This is a genomic window from Cupriavidus basilensis OR16 (assembly GCF_000243095.1).
GTDB lineage: Bacteria > Pseudomonadota > Gammaproteobacteria > Burkholderiales > Burkholderiaceae > Cupriavidus > Cupriavidus basilensis_D.
On sequence record NZ_AHJE01000060.1, the window covers coordinates 1 to 17006 of the forward strand.

At 64.6% G+C, this 17006-nt stretch carries 15 protein-coding genes and 4 pseudogenes; 11 read left to right on the plus strand and 8 right to left on the minus strand.

Going from position 1 to position 17006, the window contains the following annotated elements; genetic code table 11:
- On the minus strand, positions 1-652 hold a 652-nt coding region (locus OR16_RS22020), incomplete at its 3' end, for an NAD(+)/NADH kinase (RefSeq protein WP_006160158.1).
- A gap of 114 nt (positions 653-766) precedes the next feature.
- On the opposite strand from OR16_RS22020, the gene hrcA reads away from it, so the two are divergent.
- From hrcA to OR16_RS22035, 3 genes are all read left to right on the plus strand, one after another.
- Entirely contained in the window at positions 767-1804 is a 1038-nt protein-coding gene (gene hrcA, locus OR16_RS22025; protein WP_006160159.1) for a heat-inducible transcriptional repressor HrcA, read from the plus strand.
- 112 nt (positions 1805-1916) lie between these two features.
- On the plus strand, positions 1917-3032 hold the full coding sequence (gene hemH / locus OR16_RS22030) for a ferrochelatase (protein ID WP_006160160.1): 1116 nt from the start codon (positions 1917-1919) through the stop codon (positions 3030-3032).
- A 39-nt stretch (positions 3033-3071) separates the two neighbouring features.
- A complete protein-coding gene (locus OR16_RS22035; RefSeq protein ID WP_006160161.1) occupies positions 3072-3467 on the plus strand; it encodes an RNA-binding S4 domain-containing protein in 396 nt (131 codons plus the stop codon).
- Between the two features lie 40 nt (positions 3468-3507).
- Here the strand turns inward: OR16_RS22035 and OR16_RS44630 are convergent, their stop codons facing one another.
- Positions 3508-3663, minus strand: coding sequence for a hypothetical protein (locus tag OR16_RS44630; protein ID WP_006160162.1), 156 nt, complete (start codon positions 3661-3663; stop codon positions 3508-3510).
- A gap of 273 nt (positions 3664-3936) precedes the next feature.
- Between OR16_RS44630 and grpE the strand changes: the two genes are divergently transcribed.
- On the plus strand, positions 3937-4494 hold the full coding sequence (gene grpE, locus OR16_RS22045) for a nucleotide exchange factor GrpE (RefSeq protein WP_006160163.1): 558 nt from the start codon (positions 3937-3939) through the stop codon (positions 4492-4494).
- An 89-nt stretch (positions 4495-4583) separates the two neighbouring features.
- Positions 4584-5024, plus strand: coding sequence for a thioredoxin family protein (locus OR16_RS22050; protein ID WP_006160164.1), 441 nt, complete (start codon positions 4584-4586; stop codon positions 5022-5024).
- A 5-nt stretch (positions 5025-5029) separates the two neighbouring features.
- Here OR16_RS22050 and OR16_RS22055 read toward each other — a convergent pair.
- Positions 5030-6330 (minus strand): annotated as a pseudogene (locus tag OR16_RS22055) (phospholipase A).
- Positions 6331-6458: 128 nt separating this feature from the next.
- Positions 6459-6890, minus strand: a complete 432-nt coding sequence (locus OR16_RS22060; protein ID WP_006160165.1) for a DUF1841 family protein — start codon at positions 6888-6890, stop codon at positions 6459-6461.
- Positions 6891-7032: 142 nt separating this feature from the next.
- On the opposite strand from OR16_RS22060, the gene OR16_RS22065 reads away from it, so the two are divergent.
- Complete coding sequence (locus OR16_RS22065; RefSeq protein WP_043420638.1) at positions 7033-7977, plus strand: DMT family transporter; 945 nt, start codon at positions 7033-7035, stop codon at positions 7975-7977.
- Between the two features lie 83 nt (positions 7978-8060).
- Positions 8061-8648 (plus strand): malonic semialdehyde reductase, encoded by a 588-nt coding sequence (locus OR16_RS22070; protein ID WP_006160167.1) that lies wholly within the window; start codon positions 8061-8063, stop codon positions 8646-8648.
- 71 nt (positions 8649-8719) lie between these two features.
- On the opposite strand, the pseudogene nth reads toward OR16_RS22070, so the two are convergent.
- Both nth and rsxB read right to left on the minus strand, forming a co-directional pair.
- Positions 8720-9316, minus strand: a pseudogene (gene nth / locus OR16_RS22075) (endonuclease III); the annotation flags it as partial.
- 2 nt (positions 9317-9318) lie between these two features.
- Positions 9319-9891, minus strand: a pseudogene (gene rsxB / locus OR16_RS22080) (electron transport complex subunit RsxB); the annotation flags it as partial.
- A 189-nt stretch (positions 9892-10080) separates the two neighbouring features.
- On the opposite strand from rsxB, the gene OR16_RS22085 reads away from it, so the two are divergent.
- Positions 10081-10716, plus strand: a complete 636-nt coding sequence (locus tag OR16_RS22085; protein WP_006160170.1) for a TetR/AcrR family transcriptional regulator — start codon at positions 10081-10083, stop codon at positions 10714-10716.
- An 82-nt stretch (positions 10717-10798) separates the two neighbouring features.
- Here OR16_RS22085 and OR16_RS22090 read toward each other — a convergent pair whose 3' ends face one another.
- Both OR16_RS22090 and OR16_RS22095 read right to left on the minus strand, forming a co-directional pair.
- Positions 10799-12040 (minus strand): polyhydroxyalkanoate depolymerase, encoded by a 1242-nt coding sequence (locus OR16_RS22090; RefSeq protein WP_006160171.1) that lies wholly within the window; start codon positions 12038-12040, stop codon positions 10799-10801.
- 273 nt (positions 12041-12313) lie between these two features.
- Positions 12314-13574 (minus strand): annotated as a pseudogene (locus tag OR16_RS22095) (amino acid aminotransferase).
- Between the two features lie 157 nt (positions 13575-13731).
- Between OR16_RS22095 and uvrB the strand changes: the two are divergent.
- The 3 genes from uvrB to OR16_RS22110 all read left to right on the plus strand — a co-directional run bounded on the left by uvrB (position 13732) and on the right by OR16_RS22110 (position 17000).
- Positions 13732-15831 (plus strand): excinuclease ABC subunit UvrB, encoded by a 2100-nt coding sequence (gene uvrB, locus OR16_RS22100; RefSeq protein WP_006160172.1) that lies wholly within the window; start codon positions 13732-13734, stop codon positions 15829-15831.
- 54 nt (positions 15832-15885) lie between these two features.
- Positions 15886-16185, plus strand: coding sequence for a putative quinol monooxygenase (locus OR16_RS22105; RefSeq protein ID WP_006160173.1), 300 nt, complete (start codon positions 15886-15888; stop codon positions 16183-16185).
- Between the two features lie 323 nt (positions 16186-16508).
- On the plus strand, positions 16509-17000 hold the full coding sequence (locus OR16_RS22110; protein WP_006160174.1) for a low molecular weight protein-tyrosine-phosphatase: 492 nt from the start codon (positions 16509-16511) through the stop codon (positions 16998-17000).
- The last annotated feature ends 6 nt before the right edge of the window (positions 17001-17006 follow it).

The window sequence follows — 17006 nt, forward strand, 5'->3', positions numbered from 1 at the left end:
CCAGCACCAGCCCGACCAGGTCGGGTCGCAGGATCGGGCCGCCCGCCGACAGCGCATAGGCGGTCGAGCCGGTCGGCGTGGACACGATCAGGCCGTCGGAGCGCTGGTTGTACATGAAGTGGCCGTCCACCGAGACCGCCAGCTCGACCATGCCGGAAATGCCGGAACGGTTGACCACGACGTCGTTGAAGGCCAGCGCGGAGAAGATCACGCCATCGTCGCGCACGACCTGGGACTCCAGCAGCATGCGGGTCTCCGACTCGTAGCGGCCCGCCAACATGTCGGGCAGCACCGATTGCACGTCCTGCAACGGGATGTCGGTCATGAAGCCGAGGCGCCCGTGGTTCACGCCGATCAGCGGCACCGGGTAGCCGGCCAGCTGGCGCGCCAGGCCGAGCAGGGTGCCGTCGCCGCCAAGCACCACCGCCACATCGGCGTGCTTGCCGATCTCATCGGGCGCCAGTGCCGGATAGTCGGTCAGCCCGGTGGCCAGCGCGGTGTCGCGCTCGAACACCACATCCTGGCCGTTCCTGAGGATACAGGCTGCCAGCTCTTCCAGCGGGCCCTCGATGCCGGCGGTGGCGTACCTGCCGATCAGGGCGACGGTGCGAAATGGGGCGCGCGCGGCGCCGGGCTTGGGGAGCGAAGACATGCCGGGATTAGACCATACCGCCGTGACCATTGTCAGCAGGAGGGCGCTCCCCGCCGGGCCGGATCGCCGATGAGCCGCCCGAATAGTGAAAACTTGCGTAAAATCAGGAACATCATGGACGAACGTGCGAAAACACTTCTCAAAACCCTCATCGAGCGCTACATCGCCGAAGGGCAGCCCGTGGGCTCGCGAACCTTGTCGAAGTACTCGGGACTCGACCTGTCTCCGGCCACCATCCGCAATGTGATGTCCGACCTGGAGGAAATGGGGTTCATCGCCAGCCCACATACCTCGGCCGGGCGCATCCCCACGCCGCGCGGCTACCGGCTGTTCGTCGACACCATGCTGACCGCCCAGCCGCTGGACGGCGCGATCAACCTGGCCGAGCTGACGGGCAAGATCCGGGGCCAGCTGCACGGCCAGCAGCTCGGGCCGCAGCGGATGATCACTTCGGCGGCACATACGTTGTCCAACCTGTCGCAATTTGCCGGCGTGGTGATGACGCCGCGGCGCGCCCAGGCGTTCCGCCAGGTCGAGTTCATGCGGCTGTCGGACAAGCGGATCCTGCTGATCATCGTCACCCCCGAGGGCGACGTGCAGAACCGCATCATCCAGACCGAGCTGCCGTACACCGCGTCCCAGCTGGTCGAAGCCGCCAATTTCATCAACTCGCACTTTGCCGGCATGAGTTTCGACAACGTGCGCGACCACCTGCGTGGCGAGCTGCAGGCGCTGCGCATGGATATGTCGCAGCTGATGCAGGCCGCGGTGGAAGCGGGCAGCAGCGCCATGGCCGAGGGGGAGGACGACCACGTCTTCATCTCGGGCGAGCGCAAGCTGCTGGAGGTGGAGGACCTATCCTCCAGCATGGAAAAGCTGCGCCGCCTGTTCGACGTGTTCGAGCACAAGACCGGCCTGCTCAAGCTGCTCGATGTCTCCAGCCACGCCCAGGGCGTGCAGATCTTCATCGGCGGCGAGAGCAAGCTGGTGCCGCTGGAGGACATGGCGGTCATTACCGCGCCTTATGAGGTCGACGGCCAGATCGTCGGCACGCTCGGGGTGATCGGGCCGACCCGCATGGCCTACGAACGGGTGATCCCGATCGTCGATATCACCGCGCGCCTGTTGTCCAGCGCGCTCAGCCAGAACTAGTGTTGGCCCGGGCCGGTCTCACCGACTGCCTGTTCCCCCCATCCTGTAAGCTCGGCGAGACCTGGCGGCCGCTTGCCCTGCGCTCGCGCCGCCCCGCCACACCGGAAACTACATGACGTTTACTCCCGAACCGGCCTACCAGCATGGCCAGGCGCCGCGCACGGCCATCCTGCTGATCAATCTCGGCACCCCGGATGCGCCAACGCCGAAGGCGGTCGGCAGCTACCTCAAGCAGTTCCTGTCCGATCCGCGTGTTGTGGAGATTCCGCGCGCCGCGTGGTTGCCGCTGTTGTACGGCATCATCGTGCCGCTGCGCTCGCGCGCCTCGGCGATGAAGTACGAGTCGATCTGGCTGCGCGCGGCCCATATGACAGGCTCCCCGCTGCTGGTGCACACCGAGCGCCAGGCTCACGCCTTGCAACTGCTGCTGAACCAGCAAGGCCATGAGGTGACCGTGGCGTGCGCGATGCGGTACGGCAATCCGTCGATCGAATCGGTGCTGGAAGCGCTGCGCCGCCAGGGGACCGAGCGCATCCTGCTGCTGCCGTTGTACCCGCAGTACTCCGGCACTACCACGGCGACGGGCTTTGACGAGGTGTTCCGAGTACTCAGGCAGTGGCGAAACCAGCCGGAGTTGCGACTGGTCAAGCATTTCCACGACCATCCGGCGTACATTGCGGCCTTGCATCAGCAGGTGGGGGCATACTGGGCGCAGCATGGCACGCCGGATTTCGCGCGGGGCGACAAGCTGATCCTGTCCTTTCACGGCGTGCCGCGCCGCACGCTGGAGCTCGGCGACCCCTATCATTGCGAGTGCCTCAAGACCGGGCGCCTGCTGGGCGAGGCGCTCGGCCTGCAGCCCGGGCAGTACCAGGTTACCTTTCAGTCGCGCTTCGGCAAGGCGGAGTGGCTGCAGCCCTATACCGCGCCGACCTTGCAGGAACTCGGCAAGGTCGGCACTGGACGAGTCGACGTGTTTTGCCCGGGCTTTCCGGCCGATTGCCTCGAGACACTGGAAGAAATCGCCATGGAAGGGCGCTCCGAGTTCCACGTGGCGGGCGGCAAGGTGTTCCACTACATTGCTTGCCTCAACGATGCGGAAAGCTGGATTGCCGGGCTCGCGGAGATCGGCTTGCAGCACTTGCAGGGCTGGCCGCTGCGGCCGCCGCATCCGCATGAGCTGGAGGCCCGCCGCGCGCAAGCGCAGGCACGCGGCGCCGCGGCTTGAATGTGGCGCTGTCCATGCCCAAGGTAAGGAGGTGACGACATGAGTGTATCTTTCGAGGCCGATGCCCGGCTGCGCATCGATAAATGGCTGTGGTGCGCGCGATTCTTCAAGACCCGCTCGCTGGCTGCCGAGGCGGTGGAGCGCGGCAAGGTGCAGGTCAACGGGCAGGCATGCAAGAACTCGCGCGAGGTGAAGCCGGGCGACACCGTCGTCCTTGAGGCGCACCAGCAGCGCTGGGAAGTGGTCGTGAAAGGCATTGCAGCGGTCCGCGGCCCGGCTACGGTAGCGCAGACGCTTTATGCGGAAACCGAGGCCAGCGAGACGCGCCGGCGGCAGGATGCCGAGAATCGGCGGCTTAACGTGGAGCCTGCATCGAAGCTGCAGGGGCGCCCGACCAAGCGTGATCGCCGCCAGATCGACGGCGTCAGGGGGTGAGGCGGACGGCGCGCAGGCCGTGTGGACTCACCCGGCTGGGTCAGCGGACGTAGGGAATGATGTAGTGTTTGAATACCGCCTTGCCACTGCCGTATTCGGTGTCTCGCGGCGTGAAGGCGCCGGAGAGGCAGATGAACACTGTCATCACCGATAATGCGGCGAGGAGGAAGACCGTCAGAACAGGCAGCTTATGCATGGCTAACCTTTCGAGAATGGGCCGACTTGAGTTGCATCCTTGCCCCCGTTATTTTTGTCATTTTTATACGGTTTCATCTTAGGGGGTGCGCTGCAGCAAAGCAATATGACCCCTATTTCCGTACACCACTCTTTGTAACCTTGTGTTTCAGTGCACTGTCGCGGTGCGCTCTTGAAAACTGGGGACCTGCCACCAACTGCAGGCTACATTTGCCGATTGACCACCCGGCGGCCTGCGCCAGGCAGGCCGCGTCTTTGTTTTATACGGATCGACATGGAAGAACAGAAGCAGACGCCATCCACCACGCCGCCGCTCACGCCAGCCAGCGAGGAGCTGAACACCGCCCCGGCCGGCCAGGCCGAGAGCGCCGCCGCTGCGGACGTGGCGGCCCAGTTGGCCGCGCTTGAGGCCAAGGCCAAGGAAAACTACGACATGTTCCTGCGGGCTACCGCGGAGGGGGAGAACATCCGCCGCCGTGCCCAGGAAGACGTCACCAAGGCCCATAAATTCGCCATCGAGAGCTTTGCCGACTACCTGCTGCCCGTCATGGACAGCCTGCAGGCAGCCCTGGCCGATGGCTCGGGCGATATCGCCAAGCTGCGCGAAGGCGTCGAACTGACCTCCCGCCAGCTGGTCAGCGCCTTCGAGAAGGGCAAGATCGTCGAGCTGAACCCGGTTGGCGAGAAATTCGACCCGCATCGCCACCAGGCGATTTCGATGGTGCCGGCGCCGCAGGAGCCAAATACCGTGGTCACGGTGCTGCAGCGCGGCTACATGATCGCGGATCGCGTGCTGCGCCCGGCGCTGGTCACGGTGTCCGCGCCCAAGTAAGCGTAAAGCCTTTGCGGTCCGCCCGGCGGGCCGGCACAAGCAACGCCCGGTGCCGCTGGCCCGGGCGTTTTTTATTGCTGGAGACGTTTATGTCCACAAAGCCAGGCAATGCCGCCACGCCTGATACTGGCGTCGACCCGGCGGCGCATCTTGATCATCGCGCGTTCGATGCCTTCGGCATGCGCGAGGTCGACGGCGCCGGCGTCGATGACGCCATCGCCGCTGCCGGCGACGCGCTGGTCTGTGTGTTTTTCTGGGGTGTGGACTGCTTCAACTGCGAGATGGCGAAAAAGGCCATGCTGGCCAATCCGGAGCCGGTGAGGGCATTGGAGTTGCACTGGTTGCACGCCAATGTCTACGTGCACCCTGAGTTGGGCAAGCGCTTTGGCCTGCACGGTATCCCGGTATTCATGTTCTTCCACAAGGGCAAGAAACTGGGCCGGGCTACCGGCTGGCATGGGCAGGGCCAATTTGCCGCGGCGGTGGCCAACGCGCGCTTGAAAGCTAGCGGCAAGCCGCTGGCCGGTTAGGCGGGTCAGCGCGACAGCGCGTATCCCAGCCGGAATTGCCAAGGCAGCTTGCGGTTGTAATCTAGCAAGCTCTCGCCATAGCCGACGAAATAGCCCGCCATCAGGTACCCCGCCGTGCCGGGGATGAGCCTGGCCAGCGGATACGTGACCGACGCATCGACGCTGCCGTAATACTTCTGCGTGCCCTTGCGCAGGGTGGTGGCGAACTCCCATGAATCCGGCTTGCCATAGGCCAGCTTGAGGTCCATATAGCCCCGGTAGCTGGCAATGTCGGCGTTGTCGTTCTTCTCGACGTAGTAATACAGCTTGGGCGAGATGCTCCAGTGCCAGTCGGTCATGTCCCCCAGGTAGAAGGTGGGTTTGACGAACACGGTATTGATGCTGCGCGACTGGTCGCCATCGCGGCCGTTCGACTCGTGTTCCAGGCCAGCGGCCAGCGAGAGCCGGCTGATCGCCCGGTTCTGCACACCGGTGTCCGACAGGTAATAGAACAGGCTCGGCCGGTAGTTGGTGTCGCGGAAGGGCCGTGAGTCGCTCGACAGATCCCATAGCGAAAACTGCGTATAGCCGAAGTACAGGTTTTCCAGCAAGCCGCGCGAAGCCGGGTTCTCGCCTTGGAAGATGCGGAACTTGAAGCTGAACTGGAATTTGGCGTTGGCCCCGTCATGCGCCCCGACCATGAAGTAGATCGGATCGTTGAAGGTCAGCCGCCCCTGGTCTAGCAGCTCTGGCAGGACGGGCGCCGGCTGGCTGGCCGCTGCGATTGGGATGGCGGGCACGACCGGAGTGCTTCCTTCGGCGCTTGTTGCCGGTGCCGGGGCGCCGCGACCAAGGCCGACGGCGGATCGTCGGCGCGCGGGGCGCGATTGAGTGTGACCAGCACGGGCGCGGCGTCGATGTCCACGGGATCCAGCCGCACCACGCCACGCAGGTTGGGCGGCAATGCCGCGCTGTACGCCACCGTGCGGTGCTCGCCCGCGCGCAACTTGATCGTGGAGGGGCCCGCGGTGACGCGCTGCATGCTGAGCCTGACAGGGGCCTGGAGTTCGGCCGAAGCTGTGACGTCGATGGTTCGGGGGACGAGGAAGCTGCGGTTCGCGCTGTCGGCGCTTAACAATAAGGTCAGGGTCAGGGGCTTGGTGCCATCGACCAGCTTTGGTGGCTGCAGCAGCGCCACGGCGGCGTGGCTCGACAGTGGCCAGGAGGCGACTAGGGCGAGCGCCATCAGCAGAGCGGGGGGCTTGGCCGCGGCGCGGCAAATCTCGGGCTTGAGCGTGCTGGGCAGCATGGGATTGGCGCAGCGCATCCCCCTGCTGAGGTGATGCGCACGTGGCACGATGTTGCGACGCGGTAGAGCCTATCACGTGCCTATCACGCCCTGCGCCAAAACTTTGTGATGATTTGTACTCAGCCCCGGCGCGCCCAGGGCATCACCTAGCGGGTGGCGCGGCGCTGTATCGCGGCGATGTATTGCTCGCCATCCGGGGGCATACCGGTGCGTTGTGCCTGCCAGAGCATTTCGCCAAGGCATTCCATGACCTGATGCTGCGCCTCGTGCGGCGAATCCAGGCGCTGCGCCAGGGACTCGTAGGCGCGGCGGATGCCGGGAGGCTGGTCGATGGAAACCTGCTCGGAAATCGACAAGTGCATGGCCAAGTGCAGGAAGGGATTGGTCTGGCCGCCTTCAGGCGTGTAGTCCTGGGCCAGCGCGCCTTCCGTGTCGGTGAGCAGGCTGTGATACTCGGGATGCTCGCCGATCCAGTCGACGGCAATGACTTCGAGGGGGGTGAGGACGCTGCCTGCGCCCTGCTTCTGCCAGGCTTCGCAGAAAAAACGGCGGACTTCTTCGCGGGAGGGATTGAACATGATGGCGTTATTGTAAACGAGCGCTTCCACTGTTGCAGCGCAGCGCAAGCCGGCCTCCCTCGAGCTGACCGAATCGGCCCGCCAGCCACTAGAATGCGGCGTTGCCCGGCGCCGCCGGGTCCGTCTCCTGCCGCGTGCCGCCATGTCCGCTTCCCGCTCCTCCGCCGCCAGTGTCCGGCCGTCCTTGCGCCATGCCCGCGAGCAGCTCGCGGGCGTGTTGCTGATCGCCCTGTCGGCTAGCGCCTTTGGCGCCATGGCGATCTTCGCGCGCTTTGCGTACGACGCGGGCACCGACGTCTACGGCCTGCTCGCGGTGCGTTTCGTGCTGGCCGCGGGCGCGCTGGCAATGGCTATGCGCGTGCGTGGCGTCAGGCTGCCGGGCTGGCGCAAGGTACTGGCACTGGCTGCCATGGGCGGCATCGGCTATGTCGGCCAGTCGTTCTGTTTTTTTACCGCGCTCAATCACGCCCAGGCCAGCCTGGTGGCCTTGCTGCTTTACCTGTATCCGCTCTTTGTCACCATTCTGGCCGCCGTTTTTCTCAAGGAACGGCTGGGCACGGCATCCGTGATCGCGCTCGTGCTGTGCTCGGTTGGGGCGGGGCTTACTGTGGGCGGTGGTCAGGGCTCCGCGCTGGGCATCGGGCTTGGCCTGGCCTCGGCCGCGATCTACTCGGTCTACATCATCGTGGGCGCGCGCGTGACGGCGGGCGTCAATCCGCTGGCCACGACCACGGTGGTGTGCAGTGCGGCGGCGGTGGTCTATGTCGTGGCGGGGGTGTTGCGCGCGGGCGCCGGCGTGCCGCCGCAGTTCCCGCAGAGCGCCGCGGGCTGGCTGGCGTTGCTGGCGATCGCGTTGCTATCCACGGTCCTGGCGATCCTGGCCTTCTTCGCCGGCTTGCAGCGGCTCGGCGCGGCGCGGGCTTCGATGTTGTCCACCCTGGAACCGGTAGTGACAGTGGTGTTGGCGGCACTTTTGCTTGGGGAGCACGTGGGGCTGACGCAAGCGCTGGGCGGTGGCTTGATCCTGGCCGGCGTGCTCTGGCTGACCCGCAAGGCTTCCGGCTCGCAGGATGTGCAACAGAATTGAATCCCTCGCTCAAATCGCTTGTCCGGCGGAGGCGGCGACTTAGATACAATCCGGCTCTCACTTCTTGTTCAGGAACCGACCGCATGAAACCGATCGACCAGGTTGCAATCGCCCAGCTGTTCACCGAAGCGCGTACCCACAACGTGTGGCAAGACCGCCAGGTGGGCGATGCCGTGCTGCACCAGATCTATGACGCGATGAAGTTTGGCCCGACGGCTGCCAACGGTTCGCCGGCCCGTATCGTCTTCGTCAAGAGCGCGGCGGAAAAGGCTCGCCTGGTCGAGTGCGTGTCGGCCGGCAATGTCGAAAAGACCCGCTCGGCACCGGTCACTGCCATCGTTGCATTCGACAATGCCTTCCACGACCAGTTGCCCAAGCTGTTCCCGCATGCCGACGCGCGTTCGTGGTACGCCGGCCAGCCGGAGAAGATCGCCCGCGATGCGCTGATGAACAGCTCGCTGCAAGGCGGTTATTTCATCCTGGCCGCGCGCGCCCTCGGCCTGGATTGCGGCCCGATGGCCGGCTTCGATGCCGCCAAGGTCAATGCCGCCTTCTTCGGCGACGGCAAGTGGTCGGTCAATTTCCTGGTGAACCTGGGCTATGGCGAGGCCGACAAGCTGTTCCCGCGCAGCCCGCGCCTGTCGTTCGACGAAGCCTGCCGCATCGTTTGAGCGCAAGCGCCGCCGGAATAAAAAAGACCCGCCTCGGCGGGTCTTTTTTTATCTGTCCGGTGCGCCCGCGCTCAGACGCGCGGCGCCTCGGTCTTCTCGCGGTATTCGCACAGCGGCTCGATCGCGCAGTGCCAGCACTCGGGCTTGCGTGCCTTGCAGACATAGCGCCCATGCAGGATCAGCCAGTGGTGCGCATCGTGCATGAACTCCGGCGGCACGGTCTTTAGCAGCTTCTGCTCGACGACTTGCACGTTCTTGCCGGGCGCCAGGCCGGTGCGGTTGGCCACGCGGAAAATATGCGTGTCGACGGCGATGGTAGCCTCGCCAAACGCGGTATTGAGCACTACATTGGCCGTTTTGCGACCCACACCCGGCAGTGCCTCCAGCGCGGCCCGGTCGCGCGGCACCTGGCCACCGTGCTGCTCGACCAGGATGCGGCAGGTCGCGATGACATGCTTGGCCTTGGTCTTGTACAGGCCGATGGTCTTGATGTACGCGATCAGCCCGTCTTCGCCCAGCGCCAACATCTGTTCAGGGCTGTGCGCCACGGGGTAGAGCTTGCGCGTGGCCTTGTTCACGCCGACGTCGGTGGCCTGCGCGGACAGCAGCACGGCAATCAGCAGCTCGAACGGCGAGCTGTATTCCAGCTCGGTGACAGGAGTCGGGTTGACGCTTGCAGCGCCTGCAGCTTGGCGGCCGCCTTGGCCGCCAGGCGCGCGTCGTTTTCCTCGCGCTCGCGCACCAGCCGCGAGCGGCGCGCGAGGTAGCGCGCGTGGGCTTCGTCCGCCTGCGGCTGCGACCAGGCGGCCCAGCCGGTGCGTCCGGTGGTGATGGGGACCATGGCGATGCAGTCGACGGGGCAGGGCGCGACACACAGGTCGCAGCCGGTGCACCAGTCCGCCAGCACGGTATGCATCTGCTTGGGCGCGCCGACAATGGCGTCGACCGGGCAAGCCTGGATGCACAGCGTGCAGCCGATGCACAGCGCTTCGTCGATCACCGCCACCGCGCGCGCCTGTTCCACGCCGCGCTCCGGGTCCAGCGGCCGTGGCGGCGTGCCGAGCAGCGCCGACAGGCGGCGGATGCCCTCGTCCCCGCCCGGCGGGCAGCGATTGCAGGCTGCTTCGCCCGTTGCCATGGCTTCGGCATAGGGACGGCAGCCGTCGAAGCCGCACTTGGTGCATTGGGTCTGCGGCAGCAGGGCTTCGAGGCGATCGGCGAGGGTCTGGGAAATAGCGGTCACGACAGCATTGGGGGTTTGCGGATACGGTGCGGATGCCGCTCTCTTCTTATTGGCTGGAACGGGCTCGCGGCAGGGATTATCCCCGATTTCGCCGCAGTGCAGAAACGCGCGATGATGCGCCCTTTGCCGGGGCCGCTGCGCGCAAGTTGCCCTGTGCCATAATCCGCGCAACGATTCACCAGCCGTCGCATGCGAAACGAAACCAAAACCAAGCGGGACCCCGAGGGAACACGCCGCCGCATCCTTGATGCGGCCACCGAAGAATTTGCCAAGGGTGGCCTGGCAGGAGCGCGCGTCGACCAGATAGCGCGCCGCGCCGAGACCAACGAACGCATGCTGTATTACTACTATGGCAGCAAGGAAGGCTTGTTCCTGGCTGTCCTTGAAAAGCAATATGCGGAGTTTCGCGCTGCAGAGGAGCAGTTGCATATCGTCGAGGAGGATCCCGTTGCGGCAGTCCGCACGCTGGCTCGCTTTGTCTGGGACTGGTACTACCGCAATCCCGAGTTCATCCGCCTGGTCAACAGCGAGAACCTGCACGAGGCGCGCCACCTGAAGAAGTCGACCCAGTTGCACCAGTTGATCAACCCGGTGGTCAACGTGCTCGCGGATATCGTCAAGCGGGGCCAGCGGCAGGGCGTGTTCCGCGACAACGTCGACGTCTCGCAGCTATACCTGACAATCTCCGCGCTCGGCTACTACGTGCTGTCCAACCGCTACACCATCAGCGCGGTGATCGGGCGCGATGTGGCGGCACAGGACGAGCATGAGCGCTTTGCCGAGCTGCACACCGATATGCTGCTGGCTTACCTGGAACGCCGCTGAGACAGCTTGCTGCCAATAAAAAAACGCCCGCGGCCAGCGGGCGTTTTTTTATTGGCGGGCAATGCAGCTCAACCGCCGTGGCTCAACGATGCTTGAGCACGAAATCGCGCAGCTCCGGATAAATCTCCTGACGCCAGCGGCGGCCGGAGAAGATCCCGTAGTGGCCGCACTTGGCTGCGGTGATGTGCTGCTTGCGCGCCTTGGGGATGCCCGCGCAGAGTTCGTGCGCGGCGGCGGTCTGGCCAGCGCCCGAGATGTCGTCGAGCTCGCCCTCGATCGTCAGCAGTGCGGTGCCCTTGATGTCCTGCGGTCGCACCGCCTGGCCATCGATCTCCCAGGTGCCGTTGGCAAGCCGGAATTCCTGGAACACTTCGCGGATGGTGTCGAGGTAGTACTCGGCGTCCATGTCGAGCACGGCGTTGTACTCGTCGTAGAAGCGCACATGGGCTTCCGCGTCGTCGGCATCGCCCTCGACCAGGTTCAGGTAATAGTCATAGTGCGAGGACAGGTGGCGGTCGGGGTTCATCGCCACGAAGCCGGCGTGCTGCAAGAAGCCCGGATACACCTTGCGGCCATGGCCAGGATAATTCGCCGGAACCGTATAGATCACATTGTTCTCGAACCACTCGAACGACTTGTTGGTCGCGAGCGAGTTCACGGCCGTCGGGCTGCGCCGCGCGTCGATCGGGCCGCCCATCATGGTCATGGTCTTGGGCGTCTTCTCGCCGGCGGACGCCAGCAGGGAGATGGCCGCGAGCACCGGGACCGTGGGCTGGCATACGGAGATCACATGCAGGTTTTCCGCGCCGATATGGCGGATGAAGTCCTGAATGTAGTGAATGTAGTCCGCCAGGCGGAAACGGCCGTCCTCGATCGGGACCATGCGGGCATCGATCCAGTCGGTCACATAGACCTTGTGGTCCTGCAGCAAGGTCTTCACGGTATCGCGCAGCAGCGTGGCATGGTGGCCCGACAGGGGGGCGCACACCAGCACCACCGGCTCATCCTTGAGCAGCTTGATGGTCTCCGGATCGTCCGCATAGCGCTTGAAACGCACCAGCTTGCAGAAGGGCTTTTCGATGATCGTCTGTTCCACGATCGGGATGTTCCGGCCGTTGGAGCGTACCGATTTGATATCGAATTCGGGCTTTTCGTATTCCTTGCCGAGTCTGTACAGCAACTCGTAGCCGGCAGCCAGCCGCGTGGCGCCGGGCACCAGGGACATCGGGCTCAGGGGATTGGTAAAGGTCTTGGCCGTAGCCTGCGCCCATGCGGTAAGCGGGTGCAGCATCGAGCGCTGGAATTCATGCAGCTGGTAAAGCATGACGGGTCCCTATCAGGCTGGGGGCGAAGCTGGAATTCAACGCCTGGACATTACAGATACAGCGAACACATTTCCTAATGTGTTACCGATTATGCTCGTTATCGAACGATCGTGCGATGCAGCATATACCCTAAGGTACGCTCGCATCGGAAAAAGACAATAGGACAAACGCCGTACTTCCCGATGACAAATGCAAAAGTACGTTAAAAATTGTCACGAGATACGAAAAAGGCGACCGAAGTCGCCTTTTTATGCACTTTTACCCGTTCAGCGTTACAGCACGGCGGCGATGGCGTTAACCACGGCGTCGATGTTGCGGCTGTTCAGCGCGGCCACGCAGATGCGGCCGGTGCCCACGGCGTAGATGCCGTGTTCGTTGCGCAGCACGTCCACTTGCGCCGAGTTCAGGCCCGAGTACGAGAACATGCCGCGCTGGGACTTGACGAAGGAGAAGTCGCCCGGCACACCCTTGGCGGCCAGCTTGTCCACCAGCGCATGGCGCATCAGCTTGATGCGGTCGCGCATCTCGCCCAGTTCCTGCTCCCACATGGCACGCAGCTCGGGGCTGTTCAGCACGGTGGCGACCACGGTGCCGCCATGGGTCGGCGGGTTGGAGTAGTTGGTGCGGATGACGCGCTTGACCTGCGACATGACGCGCTGGGCTTCTTCCTTGCCCGTGGTGACGATCGACAGCGCGCCCACGCGCTCACCGTACAGCGAGAAGCTCTTCGAGAACGAGCTCGACACGAAGAACGGCAGGCCGGATTCGGCGAACAGGCGCACTGCCGCGCCGTCCGGCTCGATGCCTTCGGCGAAGCCCTGGTAGGCCATGTCGAGGAACGGGATCAGGTTGCGTTCCTTGATCAGGCCAACCACTTGCTGCCATTGCTCGGCCGAGAGGTCGACGCCGGTCGGGTTGTGGCAGCAGGCGTGCAGCACCACGATGCTGCGCTTCGGGATCAGGCGCAGCGCGTCCAGCATGGCGTCGAACTTCAGGCCACCGGTGGCGTCGTCATAGTACGGATACGTGTTGACGGTAAAGCCCGTGCGCTCGAAGATCACGCGATGGTTTAGCATCGTAGTAGGCGTAGTTGATCACGGGGAAACCGGCAGCCTCGAACAGGGCGCGGTGGTTTTCCCAGCTCGGGTCGCTGATGGCGACCTTGGCGTCCGGGTACAGGCGCTTGAGGAAGTCGGCGCCGATCTTCAGCGCACCGGTGCCGCCAAGTGCCTGGGCAGTCACAACACGGCCTTCGGTGATCAGCGGCGATTCCTTGCCGAACAGCAGGGTCTGCACGGCCTGGTCATAGGCGGCGATGCCTTCGATCGGCAGGTATCCACGCGGGGTGGCGGTGGTCAGGCGTGCCTTTTCGGCCTCTTGCACGGCGCGCAGCAGAGGGATTTTCCCTTCGTCGGTGAAGTACACGCCAACACCCAGATTGACCTTGGTGGCACGGGTATCGGCATTGAAGGCTTCATTCAGGCCCAGGATCGGGTCGCGCGGGGCCATCTCGACGGCAGAAAACAAACTCATTTGGGATCTCGTGGTCAGCTATGTAACAAAACGGGAAGGCGTAGAATGCTCCGGACTGCGCTCGGGAGTGCGGGCGGCCCCCATCTTGATACCTGGCCGCCAACCCCAAGATTCTAGCGTATCTGCCCGTTTTCCTGAGGTTTCCCCCTACCAGCCTATGTCGAATCTCGTTGAAGTCGCGCCCGCGCTGGATGAAGAGAAGTTCGCGACCTTCCCCGGCTCGCCATTCCAGCTTTACCAGCCCTATCTGCCGGCGGGCGACCAGCCCGAGGCGATTCGCCAACTGGTCGAGGGGGTGGAGGACGGGCTGTCTTACCAGACCCTGCTGGGGGTGACCGGTTCGGGCAAGACCTTCACCATGGCCAACGTGATCGCCCGCATGGGGCGTCCGGCCATCGTGTTCGCGCCGAACAAGACGCTGGCCGCGCAGCTGTATTCCGAGTTCCGCGAGTTCTTCCCGCGCAATGCCGTGGAGTACTTCGTCAGCTACTACGATTACTACCAGCCCGAAGCCTACGTGCCGCAGCGTGACCTGTTCATCGAGAAGGATTCCTCGATAAACGAGCATATCGAGCAGATGCGGCTGTCGGCCACCAAGAGCCTGCTGGAGCGGCGCGACACCATCATCGTGGCCAGCGTCTCGGCCATCTACGGTATCGGCAACCCGTCCGAGTACCACAAGATGATCCTGACGCTGCGCGCGGGCGACAAGATCAGCCAGCGCGACGTGATCGCGCGCCTGATTGCCATGCAGTACACCCGCAACGAGACGGATTTCCAGCGCGGCACCTTCCGCGTGCGCGGCGATACGCTGGATATCTTCCCGGCCGAGCATGCCGAGCTGGCGGTGCGCGTCGACATGTTCGACGACGAGATCGATTCGCTGCAGTTCTTCGACCCGCTCACCGGGCGGGTGCGGCAGAAGATCCCGCGCTTCACGGTCTATCCGTCGAGCCACTACGTGACCCCGCGCGAGACCGTGCTGCGGGCGATCGAAGACATCAAGGTGGAGCTGCGCGAGCGCCTGGACTTCTTCTATAAGGAGAACAAGCTGGTGGAAGCCCAGCGCCTGGAGCAGCGCTCCCGCTTCGACCTCGAAATGCTCTCCGAGCTCGGGTTCTGCAAGGGCATCGAGAATTACTCGCGTCACCTGTCGGGAGCCCGGCCGGGCGATCCGCCGCCCACGCTGGTCGACTACCTGCCGCAGGACGCGTTGATGTTCCTGGACGAGTCGCACGTGCTGATGGGCCAGTTCAACGGCATGTACAACGGCGACAAGGCGCGCAAGACGACGCTGGTCGACTACGGCTTCCGGCTGCCATCCGCCCTGGACAACCGCCCCCTCAAGTTCTCGGAGTTCGAGGGCAAGATGCGGCAGGTCATGTTTGTGTCGGCCACGCCGTCCAACTACGAGAACGAGCACGCGGGCCAGGTGGTCGAGCAGGTGGTGCGGCCCACGGGCCTGGTCGATCCGATCATCCACGTGCGTCCCGCGACCACGCAGGTTGACGACCTGTTGTCAGAGATCCACCAGAAGGTGTCCGTTGGCGAGCGCGTGCTGGTGACCACCCTGACCAAGCGCATGTCCGAGCAACTGACGGAGTTCCTGACCGAGAATGGCGTCAAGGTGCGTTACCTGCACTCGGACATCGATACAGTGGAGCGAGTGGAAATCATCCGCGACCTCCGCCTGGGCACCTTCGACGTGCTGGTCGGCATCAACCTGCTGCGCGAGGGCCTGGACATTCCGGAGGTCTCGCTGGTGGCGATTCTCGACGCCGACAAGGAAGGCTTCCTGCGCGCCGAGCGTTCGCTGATCCAGACCATCGGCCGCGCGGCCCGTAACGTCAACGGTACCGCCATCCTGTACGCCGACCGGATGACTGACTCGATGAAACGGGCGATCGGCGAGACCGAGCGCCGCCGCGCCAAGCAGATCGCGTTCAACGAGGCCAATGGCATCGTGCCGCGCGGCGTGGTCAAGCGCATCAAGGACATCATCGACGGCGTCTATGACCCGGGTGAAGTCAAGGCGGAGCTGCTGGCTGCGGAAGAGCGCGCCAAGTACGAGGACATGAGCGAGAAGCAGGTCGCGAAGGAGATCAAGCGCCTGGAGAAGCAGATGTTCGAGCACGCGAAGAATCTCGAGTTCGAAAAGGCCGGGCAGGTGCGCGACCAGTTGGCCAAGCTCAAGCGCCAGATCTTTGGCGCCAGCGGCGATGGGGAGCACCTGCCGCCGGCCGCCGCCGCGTCCTGAGGGCCTGCCTACCGTCTATAGTTGGAATCCCGGACGGTGGTGAGGAGAGGGTCCATGGTCAAGTTCGCTCTGTGGGTTCCGCTGCATGCGAAGCCCGGCAAGGAAAGGGAAGTCGAGGAATTCCTGCTCGCTGGCTTACCACTGGTGCAGGCCGAAGCCGGCACCACGGCATGGTTTGCGCTGCGGCTCGGGCCGTCGATGTTCGGCATCTTCGATGCGTTTCCCGATGAGGCCGGGCGCGATGCCCATCTCTCCGGCAAGGTGGCCGAAGCCCTGATGGCCAAGGCGCCCGACCTGTTCGCCAAGCCGCCTTCGATCGAGAAACTGGACGTGCTGGCGTGCAAGCTGCCCTGAGCCTGCCCGCTAGCCCTTCGGGGGCAGCGCGCGCAGGCGCTTGTTGACTTCCAGCAGGGTGTCGCACTCGTCCGCGCTGGCGGCCTCGCGCTTGTCGATGAAGTCCACGATGGCACGCAGCGGCTCGCGTTGCGCCGCGCATGCGGTGGCCGGTGCCTGCGCAGGGGCAGGGGCAGGGGCAGGCCCGCAGGCGCGGCCAGGTGGGCAGGGCGGTAGAATCCGGTCTCGTTGCTTCAGGCGCCCCCTGGGCGCGCCGGCTGCAAGCCGGTCGCGCGTGCCGCGTTTTGTCGATCTGCTTTCGCGCTGGATAGCGCCAGACCCCTATGAAAAAATACGCCATCCTGATGTGCTGCATGGGAAATATTTGCCGCTCGCCGACCGCGGAGGGCGTGCTGCGTGCCAAGCTGGAGGCGGCAGGCCTGGCGGATCTGGTCGAGCTGGATTCCGCGGGCACGCATGGCTACCACATCGGGCGCGCGCCGGATGCGCGCTCTCAGCGCCATGCGCTGGCCCGTGGCTATGACCTCTGCGCGCAACGCGCGCGGCAGGTTGCAGTGCAGGATTTCACCCGTTTCGACCTGCTGCTGGCCATGGACCAGGACAACCTGGCGGCGCTGCGCGCCATCTGCCCGCCCGGCAGCCAGGACAAGCTGCGCCTCCTGATGCAATTCGCGAGCCGGCACGCGGTGGATGAAGTGCCGGACCCTTACTACGGCGAGGGTGACGGCTTCGAGCGCGTGCTCGACTATGTCGAGGACGCGTGCGATGGCGTGATCGCCATGCTGCGTGCAAGGGGGCTGGGCGGCGCGGCCTGAGCGCAC

What these genes read in the sequence shown, in the direction of transcription:
- OR16_RS22065 (WP_043420638.1), top strand. Translation starts at nt 7,033, where the DNA reads ATGTCCGCTTCCCGCTCCTCCGCCGCCAGTGTCCGGCCGTCCTTGCGC.
- OR16_RS22090 (WP_006160171.1), bottom strand. Translation starts at nt 12,040, where the DNA reads ATGCTTTACCAGCTGCATGAATTCCAGCGCTCGATGCTGCACCCGCTT.
- OR16_RS44630 (WP_006160162.1), bottom strand. Translation starts at nt 3,663, where the DNA reads ATGCATAAGCTGCCTGTTCTGACGGTCTTCCTCCTCGCCGCATTATCG.
- OR16_RS22035 (WP_006160161.1), top strand. Translation starts at nt 3,072, where the DNA reads ATGAGTGTATCTTTCGAGGCCGATGCCCGGCTGCGCATCGATAAATGG.
- OR16_RS22070 (WP_006160167.1), top strand. Translation starts at nt 8,061, where the DNA reads ATGAAACCGATCGACCAGGTTGCAATCGCCCAGCTGTTCACCGAAGCG.
- hemH (WP_006160160.1), top strand. Translation starts at nt 1,917, where the DNA reads ATGACGTTTACTCCCGAACCGGCCTACCAGCATGGCCAGGCGCCGCGC.
- grpE (WP_006160163.1), top strand. Translation starts at nt 3,937, where the DNA reads ATGGAAGAACAGAAGCAGACGCCATCCACCACGCCGCCGCTCACGCCA.
- uvrB (WP_006160172.1), top strand. Translation starts at nt 13,732, where the DNA reads ATGTCGAATCTCGTTGAAGTCGCGCCCGCGCTGGATGAAGAGAAGTTC.
- OR16_RS22105 (WP_006160173.1), top strand. Translation starts at nt 15,886, where the DNA reads ATGGTCAAGTTCGCTCTGTGGGTTCCGCTGCATGCGAAGCCCGGCAAG.
- OR16_RS22110 (WP_006160174.1), top strand. Translation starts at nt 16,509, where the DNA reads ATGAAAAAATACGCCATCCTGATGTGCTGCATGGGAAATATTTGCCGC.
- OR16_RS22060 (WP_006160165.1), bottom strand. Translation starts at nt 6,890, where the DNA reads ATGTTCAATCCCTCCCGCGAAGAAGTCCGCCGTTTTTTCTGCGAAGCC.
- OR16_RS22085 (WP_006160170.1), top strand. Translation starts at nt 10,081, where the DNA reads ATGCGAAACGAAACCAAAACCAAGCGGGACCCCGAGGGAACACGCCGC.
- hrcA (WP_006160159.1), top strand. Translation starts at nt 767, where the DNA reads ATGGACGAACGTGCGAAAACACTTCTCAAAACCCTCATCGAGCGCTAC.
- OR16_RS22050 (WP_006160164.1), top strand. Translation starts at nt 4,584, where the DNA reads ATGTCCACAAAGCCAGGCAATGCCGCCACGCCTGATACTGGCGTCGAC.